This window comes from Mycobacterium sp. NGS64, assembly GCF_059812245.1.
Map to the genome: position 1 here is coordinate 359,537 of NZ_JCALCI010000005.1, position 18,673 is coordinate 378,209.

Consider the following 18,673-nt stretch of genomic DNA (forward strand, 5'->3'; position numbering starts at 1 on the left):
TTAGAAGGTGACCGCGCTTTCTTCGGGCAGGACCTGGAAGTCGGTGGTGGTCATCTCGGTGAGCCGACCGTAGTAAATCCCCCGCGCGTCGGGGGCGATGATCCCCTGGTGGATCGGCACCGCCCGCGCCGGCGCCACCGCGCGCAGGTAGTCGACGGCCTCGGCGATCTTCATCCAAGGGGCCGCCGCCGGAGCGGCCAGCACGTCCACCGGCTCGTCGGGCACAAACAGCGCGTCGCCGGGGTGCATCAGTCGCGCCGCGTGGCCGCCGTCGCCGATGAGAAACGAAATGTTCTCTATCACAGGGATTTCCGGGTGGATCACGGCGTGCCGGCCGCCGACGGCGCGGACGGTCAGCTCGCCGATCTGCAGCTCGTCGCCGACGTGCACCACCCGGCAGGGTGTGCCCAGCTGCTCGGTGGTTTGCGGATCGGCGTAGAGCTCCGCGTCGGGGTTTCCCTCGAGCAGCGCGGGCAGCCGGCTGACGTCGACGTGGTCGGGGTGCTGGTGGGTGATCAGGATGGCGGACAGTCCGGTGATTCCCTCGAAGCCGTGCGCGAAGGAACCGGGATCAAAAAGCACACGCGTGTTGTCGAACTCGGCAAGTAGGCAGGAATGGCCGAAGTGCGTAAGTTGCATATCTACGATTGTGCCCTGACGGGGGTGGTGCCGATGCGGCTGATCCTGGCGGCGATGCTGGCTGTCGGCGGCTTCGCGGTGGCTCTGATCGTGGTGGTACCCGCCCATGCGGACCCGGAGACCTGCCCGACGGTGTGCGACCAGATCCCGAACAGCGCCTGGATCCAGCAGCGCGCGGTGCCGCTGGATTCGGTGTACCACTGGCCGGCGCTCGCCGGTTCGTCGGTTCCGTTGACGGGCACCGGGACGGCGAGGTTTCGCTTCGAGGACCTGTGTGCCTCGCCGGAGGCGTCGCAGGACGCCCGCGCCTCGGCGGTCGCGGCCCGCGTGACGGTCACCCACCCGGACGGACAGTGGCAGTTGCAGGCCGAAATCCTGCATTGGCGCGGCGACACCGCCCGCGGCGGCTCCATCGCGGCCGGGGTGTTCAGCACCGCCGTCGCCGCCCTGCGCGGCTGCCAGCAACGCGTCCCGGCGCAGTCGCCGTCGATCACCAGCGACGAGCCGAACCGGATGGCCGCGGTGGTCAGCGGCCCGGTGATCATGCACACCTACCTGGTGGCCCACGTCGCGAGCAGCACGGTCAGCGAGCTCACGCTGTGGTCGCAGGGGCCGCCGCAGGTGTCCTGGCCGGCGATGGCGGACGACTCCGTGCTGAACTCCATGGTCGCGCCCCTGTGCGACGCCTATATCGCCTCGTGCCCGTGACCGCCCGCTTGCACCGCGCGCCGGTAGAGTTGGGTGCCGAGATGAACCCTGAGGAGGAGCGCCGGTGAGCCGGGTGGTCGTTCATGTGATGCCCAAAGCGGAGATTCTGGACCCGCAGGGTCAGGCAATTGTCGGCGCACTGGGTCGGCTCGGCCACCCGGGGATCTCGGATGTCCGGCAGGGCAAGAGATTTGAGCTGGAGGTCGACGACACGATCGGGGATGCGGAGCTCGCCGAGATCGCCGAGTCGCTGTTGGCGAACACCGTGATCGAGGACTGGACGATCAGCCGGGAGACGCAGTGACGGCGCGGATCGGAGTCATCACTTTCCCCGGGACGCTCGACGACGTGGACGCCGCCCGGGCGGCGCGGCGCGTCGGCGCCGAGGCGGTCGCTCTATGGCACGCCGACGCCGACCTGAAGGGGGTCGACGCCGTGGTGGTCCCCGGCGGCTTTTCCTACGGCGACTACCTGCGCGCCGGCGCGATCGCCAGATTCGCGCCGGTGATGGCCGAAGTGGTCGAGGCCGCCGGACGCGGGATGCCGGTGTTGGGGATCTGCAACGGTTTTCAGGTGATCTGCGAGGCCGGGCTGCTGCCCGGGGCGCTGACTCGCAACGCGGGCTTGCACTTCGTGTGCCGCGACGTGTGGCTGCGGGTGGCGTCGACCTCGACGGCGTGGACGTCGCGTTTCGAGCCCGACGCAGACCTGCTGGTGCCGCTGAAGTCGGGCGAGGGCCGCTACGTCGCCCCCGCGAACGTGCTCGACGAGCTGGAGGGCGAGGGCCGGGTGGTTTTCCGTTACCACGACAATCCCAACGGCTCGCAGCGTGACATCGCCGGCATCAGCTCCGCCAACGGTCGCGTCGTCGGGCTGATGCCGCATCCCGAGCACGCCATCGAGGCGCTGACCGGGCCCTCCGACGACGGACTGGGCCTGTTCTATTCGGCGCTGGACGCGGTGCTCGCCGCTTAGGCGGAAATTCCTGCGGCACAGCGTAATTCGCAGAAGGCCGCGGTGAGCGCGTCGGTCGCTTCGTGTGGGTCGTCGAACGTCCGGTCGTCGGTGAGCACTGCGATGCCGAGCTGGTCGACGTAGCTCCACACGGTGATGTTGACCGGGGCGCCCGGCGACAGCACGCCGGTCGAGTAGATTTCGCTGACCGTCGCGCCCCCGAAGTGGCCACGCTCTCGCGGGCCCACGACGCTGGACACCGCGACGTTCATCATCTTGTTCGGCGCCTCCCGCTGGGCCAGCCAGCGGAACGCGGCCGGGGCCAGCGCGGTCGGTAGGTAGGCCATCGTCCGCTCGTAGAGTCGGGGGCCGAGAATTTCGTGGTCTTCCTTCGCGATTCGGGTCGCCAGCGCCACCAGCCGCGCCCGTTCGGCCGCGTCGGCGATGTGAACGGGCAGCGAAATGGACAGGCCACTGATCTCGTTGCCGGTCACCCGGTTCGACCTGTCGGTGGCGGTCGGCACGGACGCGATGATCGGCCGGGCGGCCGTGCCGTCGTAGGCCAACAACAGCTTCCGAAGCGCTCCGGCCGCCGTCGCCAGCACCATGTCGGTCATCGTGATGCCCAGCGCCCTGGCGGTCGCCTTGACGTCGGGCAGCGGCAGCGTCGCGCTGGCGAACCGCCGCCGCGGTGATACCACGTGGTTGAGGAAGGTCGGCGGCGCGTCGAACGCGTCGGCCAGGTCGGGGTGATTCCCGCGCTCGCGGGACCGGCGGCGGACCCGCGCCAACCCCACGGCCGCGTCTTTGACCAGGCCCGGCAGCTTGGCGGCTTGCCGGGCGTGGTCGCGCGCGGCGGCGCGCAGCAGGTCGGACGTCGACGGGGTGACGCAGGGTTCGTCGTCGCGCTCGTCTGTCGGCCCGTCCTCGATGTCCATCGCACGCGCCAGCAGGTTGACCGACGCGACGCCGTCGGCCAGCGCGTGGTGGATCTTGCCGATCAGCGCGAATCGGCCACCCGTCAGGCCCTCGGCGAAGTGGAATTCCCACAGTGGGCGGCCGCGATCCAGCGGCGTGGAGGCCACCTCGCCGATGACGCCGTCGAGCTCTCGGCGGCCGCCTGGCGCGGGTACCCGCACCCGCCGTAGGTGGTAGTCCAAATCGACTTCGCAGTTCTCCTGCCACATCGGGTGATGCAGTTTCCACGGGATGTCGACGAGCTTGTAGCGCAACGGTTCTAGCAGATGCAGCCGGCGGCGCACGTGGCGCCGGAACGCCTCGAAACCGAAGTCAGCGTCGCAGCTGGACGGGTCGAGGACGGCGACTTTCAGCGTGTGCGTGTGCAGGTTCGGCGTCTCGCTGTACAGCAGCATGGCGTCCATGCCGTTGAGCCTCTTCACGCGCCACCTCGCCCCGCCAACGCGTCAGCCCAGGATGGGGAACCGGCGCTCGCGGGCCAGGCGCTTGAGCGCGGCCTCCATCACGGCTCGCACATGCGCGTCGACCTCGTCGACGTCGGGATCGTCGCCGAAGCGGGCGGCGATGTCGATCGGCTCGAGCACCTCTGTGACGATCTTGGCCGGCAGCGGCAGGTTGGGCGGGAAGATCACGCTCAGGCCGAACGGGAAACCGAAGCTGACCGGCAAGATGTTGATCCGGGCCTTGGACAGTCGCAGCGTGCGCGCCAGCCAGTTGCCGCGGGTCAGGAACAGCTGCGTCTCCTGGGCACCGATGGACACGGTGGGCACGATCGGCACCCCGGCTTCGATCGCCGTCCTGACGTAGCCGGTGCGACCGTCGAAGTCGATGGTGTTCGCGCTGAAGGTGGACCGGTAGGAGTCGTAGTCGCCGCCGGGGAATACCAGCACCACCGCACCCGAATGCAAAGCGGCAGCGGCGTTTTCGCGGCTCGCCTCGATGACCCCGAGGCGGCGGAGCCATCCGTCCAGCGGACCCATGAACAGCCCGTAATGGCCGAGGGTGTAGACGGGGCGGTCGTAGCCGAACCTCTCGTAGAAGGCCGGCGAGAAGATCAGCACGTCGGGAGTGAACATGCCGCCGGAGTGATTGGACACCACGAGCGCCCCGCCGGTCGACGGGATGTTGTCGATGTTTCGCACCTCGGCGCGATACCACCGCTTGATGACCGGCCCGAGGGCCTTGGAGACCTGTTCGGTGAAGGCCGGATCCCACTTGGCGGTTTCAGGATTGTCCGCTGCCCCAACAACCTTCATCGCTCCCCGCCGTCGTGTTTCTGCCATTTGCTAGTGATAGCCGGTGTGATGCCGGTCTCAAACCTCAGCACCAGCATGGCATATGCTACTCTCCATTTTAGAGAATGGCATATCCGTTTGCTGATAACAAGTCGCGCATCGGGGGGAGATGTCCGAAAAGGTTCTTGTCACCGGGGGTTTCGGGCTGGTTGGTTCGCAGACCGTGCGCCGGCTGGTTGCTGACGGCCATCGCGTCGTCGCCACCGATCTCGGCACCCGCGACCAGCGCAAGGCCGCGAGGTCGCTGCCCGCGGGAGCGGAGGCGCACTGGGCGGACCTGACCGACCCGAACCAGGTCGATCGCCTCGTCGCCGATACCTCGCCGACGGTGATAATTCATCTTGCCGCGGTCATTCCGCCGTCGATCTATCGCTACGCCGACCTGGCCCGCCGCGTCAACGTGGACGCGACCGTGGCGCTGCTGCGTGCCGCGCAGTCGAGCCCGCGTCGGGTGCGCTTCATCCAGGCGTCGAGCAATGCCGTGCACGGCGCGCGCAACCCGCACCGGCGCCCCGAGCTGTTGCGCGGCGACACCCCGCTGCGGCCGGTCGATCTATACGGCGCGCACAAGGCGGAGGTCGAAGGCCACGTACGGGGTTCCGGCCTGGACTGGGCGATCCTTCGGCTGGCCGGAGTCCTGAGCGTGGACCTGGGCGCTCTGCCGCTCAACATGGACGCGCCCTTTTTGGAGAGCGCGCTGCCGACCGACGGGCGTCTCCACACGATCGATGTCCGCGACGCAGCGCTCGCGTTCGCCGCCGCGACCACCGCCGATGTCCTCGGCGAAATCCTGCTGGTCGGCGGCGACGAGTCACACCTGCTCCGCCAGGGAGACGTCGGCAAGGCATTGGCCGCCGCCCGCGGCCTGGTCGACGTCCTGCCCGGCGGCAGGCCGGGAGATCCCGACAGCGACGAGAACTGGTACGTCACCGACTGGATGGACACCACCCGCGCTCAGCAGGCGCTGCAATTCCAGCGCCATCCCTGGCCGGACATGCTGGCCGAGATGCGCGCGGCCGCCGGCTGGCGGCGCAAACCCGCACGGGTGATCTCACCGCTCGTGCGTCAATTCCTCAAAAGGCGTGCGGCCTACCGGGATTGGCCGGGGATTTACGCCGACCCGTGGGGCGCGATCAGGGCCGAGTTCGGCGAGCCCCGGCCCGATACGCCGGGGCCCGCCATGACCTAGTCCGCGCGTCGGACCCCTCAACCGGCGTCGCGCACCAACCGGTGTGCCGTCGAAGGCACTTCGCCCGGAACGACTGTGGGTTCTAGCTGGCCGAACAGGTCGATCGCGTCGGCGATGGCAGCGTCAACGAAGGAAGCGAAGTCCTCGAACGAGACGCCCTTCCGGATCCACTGCGACCTGCGCGCCACCACGCCGATGCGCTGCGGGTCGGACGAGCCGTGCACCACAGCGACAACTTGCCGGTCCTGCGCGTTCCACGTGTCGGCGAAGTGCGTCAACCACGGCCGGTCGGTGGCGGGGAAGAAGCACGCGGGGGTTACCCGTACGATCAGCACGTCGCCCTGCGTCGGGCAGACCTCGAGGTGGACGTGGAGCCGGCGCGGGCGGGTGTTGGCGACATAGAAAAACTCGCCGTCGTGTCGGCCCCGGAAGTAGCGGCTGCCGCGCGTGCACAGGTAGCGCTCGACCAGGTCTGCGCAGAACGGCTCACTCGACATGAGTCGATACTGAGGCCGCCGGCTTGGGGGATCCTTTGAGCCGAGCTAGCCGGGAGCGAAGAAATTGTTGAGAATTAGCTGAGCGCGGGACCTCGGGTCATCACAGCACCCGCACCGGGACGTTGGACCAGCCCGCGACGTTTTGCATCGTCACCCGTTTGCAGCCGTCCCAGATCACCTCGTAGCGGGGCATCAGGTCCAGCAGCTTGCCCAGGGCGATCGCGCTTTCCATCCGGGCCAGGGCGGCCCCCAGGCAACTGTGCACACCGTATCCGAACCCGAGGTTCTGCGCCTCCGAGCGATCGCGGTCGATGTCGAATTTGTCCGCGTCGGTGAAGGCCTCGGGATCGCGGTTCGCCGCGCCCCCCAACAGGAATACCGGCTTGCCGGCGGGGATCGTGACGCCGTGCAGCTGAACGTCTTTCAGCGAACAGCGGACGTTGTACTGCGCGGGTGCCTCGTAGCGCAGCACCTCCTCGATCGCCGCGGGCACCTTCGAGCGGTCGTCGAGCAGCTTTTGCCATTGGTCGGGGTTGCGCGCGAACTGCACGATCGCGTTGCCGACCAGCTTGGTGACGGTCTCCGCGCCCGCGCCACCTAAAAGCGTTGCAAATCCGGTGATTTCGATGTCATCAAGGCGGGTGGTTCCCCCTTCGTCGCGCTCGACCTCGGCGGCGATCAGGGCGCTGATCATGTCGTCCTGCGGTTGCTTGCGTCGTTCCTGTATCAGGTTGTAGTAGAACGCGCCCGCCGAAGTGACCGCCTCCCAGTTGCTTTCGTTCATCTCTATCTGGCCGGGTTCGCGGTGCAGCGACGCGTCGACCCAATGCCGGATTTGCTGACGGTGCTCGGCGGGCACTCCGAGGACCGTGCTGATCACTTCGACGGGAAACAACGCCGAGAAGTCGGCTACCACATCGAATTGCTCGGGATCGACCCGCGACAGGTGGTAGTCGATCAACTCGGTCACGCTGTCCTGCAACGCGGTGATCGCGCGCGGCGTGAAGACCTTGTTGACCAGGCTGCGCATCCGCCGATGCTCAGGGGGGTCCATGAAGATCATCGACTTGGCCTCCGCGGGGAGGTTGTCGTTCTTGACCATGGCGAGGTCGATCCCGCGGGCCGAGGAATACGTCTCGTGGTCCTTGAACGCGGCCGCGACGTCCTGGTGGCGGGTGAGCGCGTAGAAGTCGTGCTCCGCGTTGTAGTAGACCGGCGCCTCTTCGCGCATCCGCCGATAGGTCGGATATGGGTCGCGGAAAAACTCTTCCGAGAACGGGTCGAAGACCAGCTCGGTGGCCGTCATGTCTCCTCCTCGTCCCCGTAGCGTGGGCAGTCGCTAACCCCGATGCTGAGCACCTGCTTAGCATCGCCGCGCGGCCCGGGTCAAGGCGCCTGCTACTTTCCCTCCAGGTCGACACGCACGGTCAGCAGGTCGGTGCCCAACGCGCGCACCATCGCGCTGTTGAATCGCGGCAGCGTTGCCAGGCGGGCGTGTGGGTCGTCGTCGGGCAGCGGCGAGGCGGTCCCCGCGCGCCAGCGGCCCCGAATGCGAATCCGAACCCGGTTGTTCGCCTTGATGTTTCGCACATAGTCGGACGCCTCGCCGTGGTCGGACACCAGCCAGAACGTGGCGCCGTCGAGTCGCCCGCCGATCGGCGTTCGCCGGGGTCGCCCGCTGTTGCGGCCGGTGGTCTCTAGCAGCACCTGGGTGGGCAGCCGCCGGGTGATGGGGTTGGCGATGCGTCGATGGAAGAAGCCGGTGCGGCGACGTTTGCGTTCGCGGGCTGAGGTGGTCATGCCGCAAGCATTGTCGAGACTAGCGGTCTCGGCAATGGGAGCGCTAGCCTTCAGGCTGTGACGCCCCGACGGCCGCACACCGGTAACCGACGTAACGACGCGGCGGAGCGGGCGATCCTGCAGGCGGCGGCCGAGTTGCTCGCCGACGGCGGTGGGCCGATCAGTGTCGACGCCATCGCCGAGCGGGCGGGCGTCGGCAAGCAGACCATCTATCGCTGGTGGCCTTCGAAGAGCGCGGTGCTGCTCGATGCGATGATCCACCGGGCGCGGCAGGTCGCGCCGGCACCGGACAGCGGCGACCTGCACTCCGACCTACGCCTGTTTCTGCGCGCCACCTTCACCGCCGCGCCCGATAGCCGGAGCCTGCTCCTCGGGGTGCTGCGGGAGGCGCTTGCCGACGACGCCACCATGGATCGGCTCGCGGCATTCACCGCGGCGAGGCGGGACGAGTTGGCTGGAATCCTCGCCCGCGCGCGAGCCCGCGGCCAGATCCCCGCCGCCGAACCGCCGGCGACCGTTATCGATCAGGCGTTTGGATTACTCTGGTACAGAATGATTTTCGCTCACGAGGCGCTCGACGAGAGCGCCGCCGACCAGCTGGCGGCCGCCCTCGCGACGCAGCTGCGCACGAATGAGGAGGCTTGAGGGTGGGCTTCGCGGTGGAACGCATCGACCATATCGTGTTGAACTGCAACGACATTGAGGCCACCGCGGCTTGGTATGAGCGGGTGCTGGGCATGAGGCGAGAGACGTTCGGGCCGTCGCAGCGAACCGCCTTGTCGTTCGGGAACCAGAAGATCAACCTTCGACCGGTCGGGGCGCTGGCCGACGATCCCGGCTGGGCGACCGGTACCGTCGAAGCGGCCGGCTCTGCGGACTTGTGCTTCGTCACGCAGGCGACGCCGGACGATGTTCGCGCCCACCTCGCCGCCTGCGGGGTCGACATCGTCTCCGGGCCGGTGACCAAGACCGGCGCGTTGGGACCGATGACCTCGCACTACTGCCGCGACGTCGACGGGAACCTCGTCGAAATCGCGGTCTACTGATCCTCGATCAGCGGATACAGCTCTGGCAGATTGACGACGATGGCCTCTTGGGTGCTGCGCGCGATCACAACCTCAGCGGGGGAGTCGGGGTCGGGGTTTTCCTCCCGGTGCGGCAGATACGGCGGGATGAAGACGTAATCGCCAGGCGCGGTGGCGATGCGCACCTCGTGGACGCCGTCGTGAAAGACGAACTCCGGGTTGCCGCTTCGGACGTAGATCGCGGTCTCCGATTCGCCGTGATGGTGGTTCGACGAGGCGGTCGCCGGTGACGCGTGCGTCTCACCCATCCACAGCTTCTCGGCGCCCACCGACTTGCCGGACAGGGCGGCGAACCGGCGCAGGCCCTCCGATTGTGCGGTGTCGGAACTGATGTCCGAGGCCTTGACGTGGTGCACGCGGTTGCGGGCAACCACCGGGGCCGCGTCGTCGAAGTCAGGGTGAAATCCGTCTGCAGTTGCCATGGGTCAATTATTGTCCGCGGCGTCCCGGTAGGCCTCGAGCAGCCTCAGCCACACTTCGCTGATCGTCGGGAAGCACGGAACGGCGTGCCACAACCGGTCGATGGGAACTTGGCCCGCGACGGCGATGGTCGCGGAGTGCAGCATCTCGGTGACCCCGGGTCCGACCAGCGTGACGCCGAGCAGGTGGCCGCGATCCGCATCGACCACCATCCGGGCTCGACCGGTGTAGCCGTCGGCGTAGAGCTTGGCCCCCATCACGGCGTCACCGATTTCCACGTCGACTGTCCGCGCGCGGTGTCCGGCTTCCTGGGCCTGCCGGGCGGTCAGGCCGACGGCGGCGGCTTCCGGGTCGGTGAAGAAGGCCTGCGGCACCGCGTAATGGTCGGCGGTGGTCGCGTGCACGCCCCATGGCGCGGTATCCAGCGGCCTTCCCGCCGCCAGGGCGCCGATGGCCGCGCCCGCGATGCGTCCCTGGTATTTGCCTTGATGGGTCAGCAGGGCGCGGTGGTTGACGTCGCCCGCCGCGTAGAGCCAGCCGTCCTCGATGGCCCGCACCCGGCAGGTGTCGTCGACGTCGAGCCAGCTGCCCGGCGTCAGCCCCACCGTGTCCAGGCCGATGTCGTCGGTGAGCGGCGCCCGGCCGGTCGCGAAAAGCACCTCGTCGACTTCCAATTCGGATCCGTCGTCCAATTGGAGGACGACACGACCGCCATCGGGCCGGCGCAGCGCTCGGACCGATGTCCCCAAGCGGACATCCACGCCGGCTGCGGCGAGTCCGCGGCCGATGAGCTCGCCCACGAAGGGCTCCATGCGGGGCAACAGGCCAGAACCGCGAGCGAGGAGGGTCACCTGTGCGCCCAATCCTTGCCAGGCGGTGGCCATTTCGACGCCGACGCCGCCGGCGCCGACGACGGCGAGCCGCTCCGGGACATAGCTGCTGTCGGTGGCCTGCCGGTTGGTCCATGGTCTGGCCTCGGCGATGCCGGGCAGGTCGGGCAACGCCGGCCGGCTGCCGGTGCAGACCACGACCGCGTGCCGCGCGGTCAGCACCGGCTGCTCGCCGGCGGGCGTACTGACGGCGACCCGTCGCGGGCCGTCCAACCGTCCATGCCCGCGTATCAGCGTGGCGCCGATTCCAGCCACCCAGTCGGCCTGGCCACTGTCGTCCCAGTCGCTGACGTAGCGGTTGCGGCGGCCGAAGACCCCCGCGCTGCTGATCGAACCCTTGAGCGCCTCGCGGGCGCCGTCGACCCGTCGGGCGTCCGCGACGGCAATCACCGGGCGCAGCAACGCTTTACTGGGCACGCAGGCCCAATACGAACATTCGCCTCCGACGAGCTCGCGCTCAACCACAGCGACGCTGAGACCCGCCGCCCGCGCACGTTCCGCGGCGTTCTGACCGATCGGCCCGGCACCGAGCACGATGACGTCGTAGCCCCGTTCGACATCTGCTCCCATCTGTCAACGCCTCCCCTCGATGAGTCGCTCGGCGAGCTCGCGGATGTCGCTCACCACGAGGTCCGGCTGCGGCAACCCGTCGACCGCCAGCGGTGGATTGCCCGGCCGGGTGATGAGAGCGGAGCTGTAGCCGACGCGTTGGGCGCCCAGGGTGTCCCACGCGTGCGCGGCCACCATCATGCAATCGGCGGGTGCCACCCCGAGCGTCTCGCACGCGTGCCGGTACACCGCCGGAGCGGGCTTGAAGGCGCGGCAGGCATCGACGCTCAACTGGTGCTCGAAGTACTCGGCGAGCCCCGAATGCTGCAGCGCCGTCGGCCCGTCCGGGTTGGGCGGCGAGTTGGTCAGGGTGACCAGGCGGAATCCGTTGTCGCGCAGGGCGGTGAGCCCCTGGGCCACGTCCGGGTGCGCCGGCATCGTCAGCAGGCCGGTCTTGAGGCGCTGCAGGTCGTCGTCGGTGACGGCTACGCCGTAGGCGTCGCCGAGCATGCGCAGCACGCCCTGGGCGAGCGTTGGGAAATTCACGTAACTATCCGCCAGCGTGACGGTCATCGAGTACATGATCAGCTGCGCGAACCACTCGCGCAGCACCCGCTCGTCGCCGAACTTCTCAGCGAAAAGCGGTGCCAGCGAATGGATATCGATGAGCGTCTCGTTCACGTCGAAAACGAGCACGGACGGCGTGGTAGTCGGCATGGCTAACCTTTGGCATCCCTCGGTGTGTGAATCTCCGGCCTCAGTCCATCACGACGACCACCTTGCCGCCAGCTTCTCCGGACTCCGCCACTCGGTGTGCCTCGTGAATCTGGTCGAACGAAAAGACGCGTGCCGGCGTTGCATCCAGTTTGCCCTCCGCCACCTGCCGTGCGATGTCACTCAGCGGCACGTCCGACACCGGGAAGCCGGGATTGCCAAAGACGGGGCTGGCGAAGAAGGTGAAGTTCACGCCGCTGGCCATCCGCGCGAGCGGGTTGAAATCACCGATGGGCGCAAGTCCGCCGAGCCACCCGGCCAGACAGGCCGAACCGCCGCGGCGCAGCATGTCGAGCGAGTCCAGGATGGTGCTGTTGCCGACGAAATCGAGGACGGCGTCGATATTCTTGGCTTCGGCGATGTGGGCGGCAAGGTCGGTGCGCTCCAACTCGACGCGGACGGCTCCGATGTTCTCGAGCAAGGGAAAACGATCGCGGCTGCGTGCCGTGGCAATGACATTCGCACCGGTGGCCACCGCCATTTTCAGTGCCGCCTGCCCCAACGCCGACGTCGCACCGCGAATCACCAGCGTTTGTCCTGCGGTCAATTCGAGGTTACGGAACAGGCATGTCCAAGCGGTCGCGTAGGTTTCCGGGAGCGCGGCCAGCGCTGACCACGGTAGGTCGGACTCGATGAGGACGACGTTCGCCGCGCGGACGCGGGTGAACTCGGCATAGCTGCCGTTGATCGTCCGTCCCAAGCCGCCCATCAGGGCCGCCACCTTGGCGCCGACCGGGAACTCGCCTCCCGGGCACGAGTCGACGATGCCCACGCATTCGATGCCGCTGACCTCCGCGGCTTCCGCCCATTCCCCCCGGCGCATGTGGATCTCGGCGTGGTTGATTCCGAATCCCTTGACCTCGATTACCACTTCGCCGTCTCGGGGCAACGGCTTGGGGATGTCGGTGTAGACGAGCCTGTCGAGGCCGCCGAATCCCGTCAGGATGATCGCCCGCATAGTGGCGCCGCCGGGCTGTTCTCGAACCACGGCGGGCGCGGTGGGCAGCTGGGGTGAAGAGATGACTGACATTGCTGCCTCTTCCTAATATGTTGGCGCCCTTTGGATATGGCTATACGGCGCCGAACCGAAGCGATCATCCCGCCCGCAGCCATGGTGAATGGGCTATCTAGCCCAATATTATGGGTTATCAGACCCAATCTGTCCAGAGGGGGTCTGCGATAGTCCGGTCAGGATTTGGTTTTGCGGCGTGTCTTGCGGGGCGGCGGCGCGAAGGAACGCACATAGTCGACAGCGGCAAAGACGGCGGCGCGCATCGGCTCCGGATCGCCGGTTGCATGGGTCACCGTCGCACCACCCTGGTGTGCCACGACCAGTGACGTAGCGAGGTGCCGCGGATCGGCGTCGGGGCGCAGCTCGCCGCGGTCCCGCATCGCCGTGAGCCCGGCCTGAAACAGTCCGATCCACAGGTCGTAGCCGGCGGACAGGTCGTCGTGTATTTCGTCGTCGGCGTCGATCAGCTCACCGGCCAACGAGCCGTAGACGCAACCGCCGACCCGGTAAACGGTGTCGATGTCGGCCGCGACGGCGTCGGCCCACGCCTGCAGGGCATCGAAACTGTCGAGCGCACCCAACGACGGTCGAGCGTGAAAGGCCCGCACGTCGTCCCGCCGCGCGGCGATGACGTGACGGGTCAGGTCGCGCTTGTCGCCGAAGTAGTGCGAGATCTGCGACCCGCCCACCCCGGCGCGGCGACGCACTTGTTCGATGCTGGTGTTGGCGACGCCGCGCTCGAACATCAGCCGCGCGGCGGCGTCGACGATCCGCGCCCGGGTCGCAATTCCCTTGCGGGTCAACCGCGATGCACTGTCGTCACTCACGTCGCTGTCGTCCTGCGTCGACCCCGGGCACGGCGGGCGGGCCGCGGTACCCGATCCGCGGCATCGGTGGCGAACCTGCGCAGATAGTTCACCGCGAAACGGACCGCGTCGGCGTGCGGCCACTCGGCCCGATAGGTGAAGGCCAGGGTGCCGCCGCCCTGATGAGCGCTGACGATGACCAGTGCTATGCATCGAGGGTCCGCATCCGCGACTAGGAGGCCGTCGTCCTTCATGTGCCGGATCGATTCCTCGAGGAGCTCGATCCACTGCCGATAGCCCTCACCCAGCGTCGCCCGCGTCGCATCGTCCGACTTCGCCAGCTGCGCGGCGAGGGCGTGGTAGGTGGGCGTGCCGAAATATCCGATGCGCCGCAGGTAGCGCATGTTGAGGTCGATCCACCGCTCGAAGTCGTCAAACGACCGCAGGCCGCCAAGCTTGGGTTGCCGGTGAAAGTCCAAAACCACGCCGATCTGGCGCTTGATGACCGCACGGATCAATGCGCCTTTGTCGGCAAAATAGTGGGCGAGCTGGGACCCGCTGACGGATGCCGCCCCGCGCACGTTCTCCATGCTTGCCGCGGACAGGCCCTCGGTGACGATGAGGTGGGCGGCCGCCTCCACAATCCTGTCGCGGGTGGCGCGCCCCTTGGCGGTCAACCGTTGTTCGACGTGAACATCGGGATGGGCCATCGCGTCAGGCTAACCCGCGGGCACCGCGGACTATGGGACATTCAACCCATTGATGCCGTGGCGCCCGCCGGCCCGTCAGGCGGTCACGAGGACCTTCGCGAGGAAGTTGCGGATGAGCTCGGTGGCTTCGTCGAGTGCGGACTCGAGCAGGAAGTGCCCGCCGTCGAGCAGGTGGATCTCGGCGTCGGGCAGGTCGTCGGCGAAGGCGTCCGCGCCGGCCGGGCCGAAGATCTGGTCACCTCGGCCCCACGCCGCCAGCAGCGGCACCCGGGTCGCGCGGAAGTACTCGTGCAGCCGCGGGTAGAGCGGCGCATTGGTGGCGTAGTCGCGCAGCAGCTTCAGCTGCACCTCATCGTTGCCGGGACGAGAGATCAGCGCGTAGTCGTGGTGCCAGGATTCCGGGTCGACGAGCGTTTCGTCGGCGACACCGGTGACGTACTGCCACCGGGTGGCGTCCAGCGTGAGGAACTGGCGCACCGGGGCCTCGGTGTCAGGCGTGGGCTCAGTTTGGTAGGCCCACACCACTTTCCAGAAGCTCTCGACGAACCCCGCGTCGTAGCCGTTGCCGTTCTGGGTGATGATCGCGGTGATGGCGGAAGGATCGCGCAGGGCCAGGCGCCAGCCGATCGGGGCCCCGTAGTCCTGCACGTAGATGGCGTATCGGTCGATGCCGAGCGTGCGAAGCAGGCCCGCGGTCAGGTCGGTGAGCGCGTCGAATGTGTAGTCGAACTCGGCCACGGAGGGCGCGTCGGAGAGGCCGAAGCCCAGGTGGTCGGGCGCGATCACGTGGTAGCGGTCGGCCAGCGCCGGGATCAGGTTGCGGAACATGTAGGAGCTGGTGGGAAAGCCGTGCAACAGAACCAGAACGGGAGCACCCGCGTTGCCGGCCTCGCGGAAAAACAGCCGGTGACCGTCAACGGTGGAGTAGCGATGGTGAACAACCGGCACGACGTTCCTCCAACCCGACCGAGGGCCTAATTATGGGACGTACAACCCAGTATGCAGCAAAATCGGCGGCGCGCAATAGTCTCGGGGTGGCAGGACGGGTTGCCGTCAGCACCGCGTCGCCATATTCTGGGCCAGCTATCCCATTATAAGTACCGGAGGAGCAGGGCACGATGGGTAACGCGTTGGGGGGCAAGACGGTCGTGGTGGTGGGGCGCGGCAGCGGGATTGCGCGAGCTGTCGCGTTGCTCGCGCAGTCGGAGGGCGCTCGGGTCGTCGTGGCCGGACGAGACACGGCCAAACTGGAGACCGCCTACGCCGACGGCGACATCGCCGCGGAGTTTGTCGACCTCACCGACGACGAGTCGATCGCCGCCCTCGCCGGCCGAACGGGAGCGGTGGATCACGTGGTGTCGACCGCGTCGGCGCGCGCCCGTGGAAAGCTGGGTGACCTCGACCGTCAGCAGCTGCGGCTCTCGTTCGACACCAAGGTCATAGGCCCTACGATGCTGGCCAAATATTTTGCGCCACAGATGAAACCGGGTGGCTCGTTGGTGCTGTTCTCGGGGGTGCACGCGTTCAAGCACAACGTCGGCTATCTGGGCGTCGGTATCACCAATGGCGCCGTTGACTTCCTTGCCCGCTGGCTCGCCGTCGAACTTGCTCCTGTAAGGGTCAACGCGATTTCGCCGGGAGTGATCGACACCGGGGCCTGGGACGCTATGGGTGAGGACGGCAAGCGGGATTACTTCAAGCACATTGCCGACGGCAACCCGGCGCGGCGCATCGGAACCCCGCAGGACATCGCGGGGGCGGTACTGTTCGCGATGACTAACACGTTCATGACTGGTATGACGTTGAAGGTGGACGGCGGTGAACCGCTGGTCTAGGTCGCGGCACTTCGAGGTGGCATCGTGGGCAGGCTTGTTTCGGTAAACGTGGGCATGCCCAAGAATGTCCAATGGCGTGACCAAACCGTCTACACCGGGATATGGAAGACCCCGGTCGACGGGCCCGTCATGGTGCGCCGCCTCAACATCGACGGCGACGGTCAGGGCGACCTCGGCGGCCATGGCGGCGAACAACGCGCGGTCATGGTCTATCAGGTTGAGTCGTATGACTTTTGGAGGACCTACCTCGGTCGTGACGACCTGGAAGCGGGTCACTTCGGCGAGAATTTCACGGTCAGCGGGCTCCCCGACGACGAGGTCTGCATCGGTGATCGCTATCGCATCGGCGAGGCGGAATTCGAGGTCACCCAGCCGCGCGTCACGTGCTTCCGGGTCGGCATGCGCCTCAACGAACCCAGGATGCCCAATTTGCTTGTCTCCCAACATCGCCCGGGCTTCTATTTCCGGGTGATCAGCGAAGGCGTCGTGCGCGCGGGCGACGACATCGTACGGACCCGGCGCGGCCGTCACGAGCTCAGCGTCGCCGACGTCGACGCGCTGTTATACCTGCCCAACCGCAACAATGAGCAACTGCAACAGGTCGTCGACGTCGCGGCGCTCAGCCCCGGCTGGCAACAGTCCTTCCGTGACATGCTGGCCGAACCAGCCGGCACCGAAACACACGCCGGCGCCGAACCGGCGTGGGGCGGGTTTCGTCCGTTGCGGGTCGGCCGGATATGCAGGGAGAGCCCCGAGGTGCTGTCCATCCTCCTCGAGTCCGAGGACCGTTCCCCGTTGCCACCTGCGTTGCCCGGCCAGTACCTGCCGGTGCGACTCGCCGGGGTGGGGACGCCCGCGCCTCTGCGCAGCTACTCGCTGTCGGGTGATCCCGCCGAGGGGGTTTACCGGATCAGCGTCAAACGCGAAGAACACGGCCTGGTGAGCGCCTGGCTGCACACCCACATCCAGCCGGGCGCGGTGATAGACGCGGCCGCGCCACGCGGTGACTTCTATCTCATCGAGGAAGGCAATCCCGTCGTCCTCATTTCGGCGGGCATCGGTGTTACGCCCGTGCTGGCGATGTTGCACGCGCTCTCGGCCGCCGGCAGCGGCCGCGACATCTGGTGGGTCCACACCACCCGAAATCCCCAAACCCAGGCGTTCGCGGCCGAAGTCGCGGCCCTCGTTGAGTCCTTGCCCCACGCTCGGCAGCGGGTCTTCTACACCGAGACGCAGGGGCGTCTTAACCGAGACTCGATCGCTGCCCTGGGCCTCCCGCCCGAGGCCACCGTTTACCTCTGCGGCCCAACGCAATTCATGGCCGACATCCGCGACCACCTCACCATCCTCGGACTCGACCCCAACCGCATTCACAGCGAACTGTTCGGTGCACTACCAGCGATCAACCCGGGCGTCGTCGAAACGGGTGACCGCAGGCCGCCCCATCCGCCGGCCGGGACCCCGGGCACCGGACCGCCGGTCACGTTCTCGCGAAGCGGGCTGACCGTGAACTGGTCGCCCGATTATGCGAGCATCCTCGACCTCGCCGAAGCGTGCGACGTGCCGACCCGTTTTTCGTGCCGAAGCGGGGTGTGCCACGTGTGTGTCACCGGCATCGTCGCCGGGGCGACGACATACGTCCAGCCGCCGTTGGAGGAGCCCGGTGCGGGTGAAGTGCTGATCTGCTCGGCGGCGCCGGACGGCGACCTTGTTTTGGACCTATAGCGCCGCGAAAAACCTGAGCTAAGGCGCGATCGCGAGTTGTCCGCCCGTAGCGTGCAGGACAGCACCATTGATGTAGCTGGCTTCAGGTGAGCCAAGGAAGACGACTGCGCTGGCGATTTCGCGAGCGTCGGCCGGTCGGCCTAAGGCCGTGGTTGCACCTAACCCCTCGACCAAGCCCGGCAGCACGTTGGCGCCGGGTGTGTCGGTCGGACCGGCGGCCAAGGCATTCACCCGCACTCCCGACTTGCCGAACTCGTCGGCCCACACCCGCGTCAGCTGTTCGAGGGCGGCCTTGCTCGCACCGTAGATGCCCGCGCCGCGCGCCGCCACCGAGGCGGCGAGGGTACTGACGTTGACCACCGCACCGCCGCCACGCTGAGCCATCACCGGTGCGAGTTGCTGGACCAGGATGAACGGCGCGCGGATATTGACGTTCACATGCTCGTCGAAGACTGTGTCATCGGTGTCGGTGGTTCCGCCGAATTTGTAGATGCCGGCGTTATTGATCAAGATGTCCACGTGTCCGACTTCGGCGGCCAGCCGTCGCACGTCGTCGGCGTGACCGAGGTCCGCGGCGATGAAACGGGCTTTGCCGCCGGAATTTTCGATTTCCCGCACTACCTCTGCGCCACGTTCCGCGCTGCGACCGTGCACCACGACCTCGGCACCGCGATCCGCGAGTTGAAGCGCAATTTCGCGGCCAATCCCAGACGTGGCACCGGTGACCAGCGCGGTCGAGCCAGCCAATGCTGCATTCATCAAAGCCCTGCCTTCGGAAACGTTCAGTTGCTCCTCCCGAAGCGATGA

General features: G+C 67.5%; 20 protein-coding genes and 1 pseudogene. 8 read left to right on the forward strand and 13 right to left on the reverse strand.

What is annotated here, in order from left to right; genetic code table 11:
* Positions 1-639, reverse strand: coding sequence for an MBL fold metallo-hydrolase (locus AC5Y4S_RS23200; protein ID WP_500034938.1), 639 nt, complete (start codon positions 637-639; stop codon positions 1-3).
* Between AC5Y4S_RS23200 and AC5Y4S_RS23205 the strand changes: the two genes are divergently transcribed.
* The 3 genes from AC5Y4S_RS23205 (at position 616) to purQ (ending at position 2,322) form a co-directional block, all read left to right on the forward strand.
* A complete protein-coding gene (locus AC5Y4S_RS23205; RefSeq protein ID WP_500034939.1) occupies positions 616-1,347 on the forward strand; it encodes an ATPase in 732 nt (243 codons plus the stop codon). The genes AC5Y4S_RS23200 and AC5Y4S_RS23205 overlap by 24 nt on opposite strands.
* A 64-nt stretch (positions 1,348-1,411) precedes the next feature.
* Entirely contained in the window at positions 1,412-1,651 is a 240-nt protein-coding gene (purS, locus tag AC5Y4S_RS23210; RefSeq protein WP_068179350.1) for a phosphoribosylformylglycinamidine synthase subunit PurS, read from the forward strand.
* Positions 1,648-2,322 (forward strand): phosphoribosylformylglycinamidine synthase subunit PurQ, encoded by a 675-nt coding sequence (purQ, locus tag AC5Y4S_RS23215; protein ID WP_500034940.1) that lies wholly within the window; start codon positions 1,648-1,650, stop codon positions 2,320-2,322. Before purS ends, purQ begins: the two co-directional genes overlap by 4 nt.
* On the opposite strand, the gene AC5Y4S_RS23220 is transcribed toward purQ, so the two are convergent.
* Both AC5Y4S_RS23220 and AC5Y4S_RS23225 read right to left on the reverse strand, forming a co-directional pair.
* Complete coding sequence (locus AC5Y4S_RS23220) at positions 2,319-3,701, reverse strand: WS/DGAT/MGAT family O-acyltransferase (RefSeq protein ID WP_500034941.1); 1,383 nt, start codon at positions 3,699-3,701, stop codon at positions 2,319-2,321. The genes purQ and AC5Y4S_RS23220 overlap by 4 nt on opposite strands.
* Before the next feature lie 24 nt (positions 3,702-3,725).
* Positions 3,726-4,535 carry a lysophospholipid acyltransferase family protein gene (locus AC5Y4S_RS23225; protein WP_500034942.1) on the reverse strand — a complete coding sequence of 270 codons (810 nt, stop codon included), beginning with the start codon at positions 4,533-4,535 and terminating at the stop codon, positions 3,726-3,728.
* Between the two features lie 148 nt (positions 4,536-4,683).
* Between AC5Y4S_RS23225 and AC5Y4S_RS23230 the strand changes: the two genes are divergently transcribed.
* A complete protein-coding gene (locus AC5Y4S_RS23230; protein WP_500034943.1) occupies positions 4,684-5,763 on the forward strand; it encodes an NAD-dependent epimerase/dehydratase family protein in 1,080 nt (359 codons plus the stop codon).
* Between the two features lie 17 nt (positions 5,764-5,780).
* Here AC5Y4S_RS23230 and AC5Y4S_RS23235 read toward each other — a convergent pair whose 3' ends face one another.
* The 3 genes from AC5Y4S_RS23235 to AC5Y4S_RS23245 form a co-directional block, all read right to left on the reverse strand.
* Positions 5,781-6,260 carry a hypothetical protein gene (locus tag AC5Y4S_RS23235; RefSeq protein WP_500034944.1) on the reverse strand — a complete coding sequence of 160 codons (480 nt, stop codon included), beginning with the start codon at positions 6,258-6,260 and terminating at the stop codon, positions 5,781-5,783.
* Between the two features lie 100 nt (positions 6,261-6,360).
* Positions 6,361-7,566 carry a cytochrome P450 gene (locus AC5Y4S_RS23240; RefSeq protein ID WP_500034945.1) on the reverse strand — a complete coding sequence of 402 codons (1,206 nt, stop codon included), beginning with the start codon at positions 7,564-7,566 and terminating at the stop codon, positions 6,361-6,363.
* Positions 7,567-7,658: 92 nt separating this feature from the next.
* Positions 7,659-8,060 (reverse strand): nitroreductase/quinone reductase family protein, encoded by a 402-nt coding sequence (locus tag AC5Y4S_RS23245; RefSeq protein ID WP_500034946.1) that lies wholly within the window; start codon positions 8,058-8,060, stop codon positions 7,659-7,661.
* Positions 8,061-8,117: 57 nt separating this feature from the next.
* Between AC5Y4S_RS23245 and AC5Y4S_RS23250 the strand changes: the two genes are divergently transcribed.
* Entirely contained in the window at positions 8,118-8,705 is a 588-nt protein-coding gene (locus tag AC5Y4S_RS23250; RefSeq protein ID WP_500034947.1) for a TetR/AcrR family transcriptional regulator, read from the forward strand.
* A gap of 2 nt (positions 8,706-8,707) precedes the next feature.
* On the forward strand, positions 8,708-9,106 hold the full coding sequence (locus AC5Y4S_RS23255; RefSeq protein WP_500034948.1) for a VOC family protein: 399 nt from the start codon (positions 8,708-8,710) through the stop codon (positions 9,104-9,106).
* On the opposite strand, the gene AC5Y4S_RS23260 is transcribed toward AC5Y4S_RS23255, so the two are convergent.
* The 6 genes and pseudogenes from AC5Y4S_RS23260 to AC5Y4S_RS23285 all read right to left on the reverse strand — a co-directional run bounded on the left by AC5Y4S_RS23260 (position 9,100) and on the right by AC5Y4S_RS23285 (position 15,254).
* Complete coding sequence (locus AC5Y4S_RS23260; RefSeq protein WP_500034949.1) at positions 9,100-9,567, reverse strand: cupin domain-containing protein; 468 nt, start codon at positions 9,565-9,567, stop codon at positions 9,100-9,102. The two genes, AC5Y4S_RS23255 and AC5Y4S_RS23260, sit on opposite strands and share 7 nt — an antisense overlap.
* Positions 9,568-9,570: 3 nt before the next feature.
* Positions 9,571-11,025, reverse strand: coding sequence for a dihydrolipoyl dehydrogenase family protein (locus tag AC5Y4S_RS23265; RefSeq protein ID WP_500034950.1), 1,455 nt, complete (start codon positions 11,023-11,025; stop codon positions 9,571-9,573).
* Positions 11,026-11,028: 3 nt separating this feature from the next.
* Positions 11,029-11,721, reverse strand: coding sequence for a haloacid dehalogenase type II (locus AC5Y4S_RS23270; RefSeq protein ID WP_500034951.1), 693 nt, complete (start codon positions 11,719-11,721; stop codon positions 11,029-11,031).
* A gap of 40 nt (positions 11,722-11,761) precedes the next feature.
* Complete coding sequence (locus AC5Y4S_RS23275) at positions 11,762-12,808, reverse strand: zinc-binding dehydrogenase (RefSeq protein ID WP_500034952.1); 1,047 nt, start codon at positions 12,806-12,808, stop codon at positions 11,762-11,764.
* Positions 12,809-12,966: 158 nt separating this feature from the next.
* Positions 12,967-14,306 (reverse strand): annotated as a pseudogene (locus AC5Y4S_RS23280) (TetR/AcrR family transcriptional regulator).
* A 75-nt stretch (positions 14,307-14,381) separates the two neighbouring features.
* The gene (locus AC5Y4S_RS23285; protein WP_500034953.1) at positions 14,382-15,254 is read right to left on the reverse strand and encodes an alpha/beta fold hydrolase; all 873 of its coding nucleotides are present in this window, start codon (positions 15,252-15,254) and stop codon (positions 14,382-14,384) included.
* Between the two features lie 170 nt (positions 15,255-15,424).
* On the opposite strand from AC5Y4S_RS23285, the gene AC5Y4S_RS23290 reads away from it, so the two are divergent.
* Together AC5Y4S_RS23290 and AC5Y4S_RS23295 are read left to right on the forward strand one after the other, a co-directional pair.
* On the forward strand, positions 15,425-16,141 hold the full coding sequence (locus AC5Y4S_RS23290) for an SDR family oxidoreductase (protein ID WP_500034954.1): 717 nt from the start codon (positions 15,425-15,427) through the stop codon (positions 16,139-16,141).
* A gap of 24 nt (positions 16,142-16,165) precedes the next feature.
* The gene (locus AC5Y4S_RS23295; RefSeq protein WP_500034955.1) at positions 16,166-17,866 is read left to right on the forward strand and encodes an MOSC domain-containing protein; all 1,701 of its coding nucleotides are present in this window, start codon (positions 16,166-16,168) and stop codon (positions 17,864-17,866) included.
* Positions 17,867-17,884: 18 nt separating this feature from the next.
* Here the strand turns inward: AC5Y4S_RS23295 and AC5Y4S_RS23300 are convergent, their stop codons facing one another.
* Positions 17,885-18,625, reverse strand: coding sequence for an SDR family NAD(P)-dependent oxidoreductase (locus tag AC5Y4S_RS23300; RefSeq protein ID WP_500034956.1), 741 nt, complete (start codon positions 18,623-18,625; stop codon positions 17,885-17,887).
* Positions 18,626-18,673 lie beyond the last annotated feature (48 nt).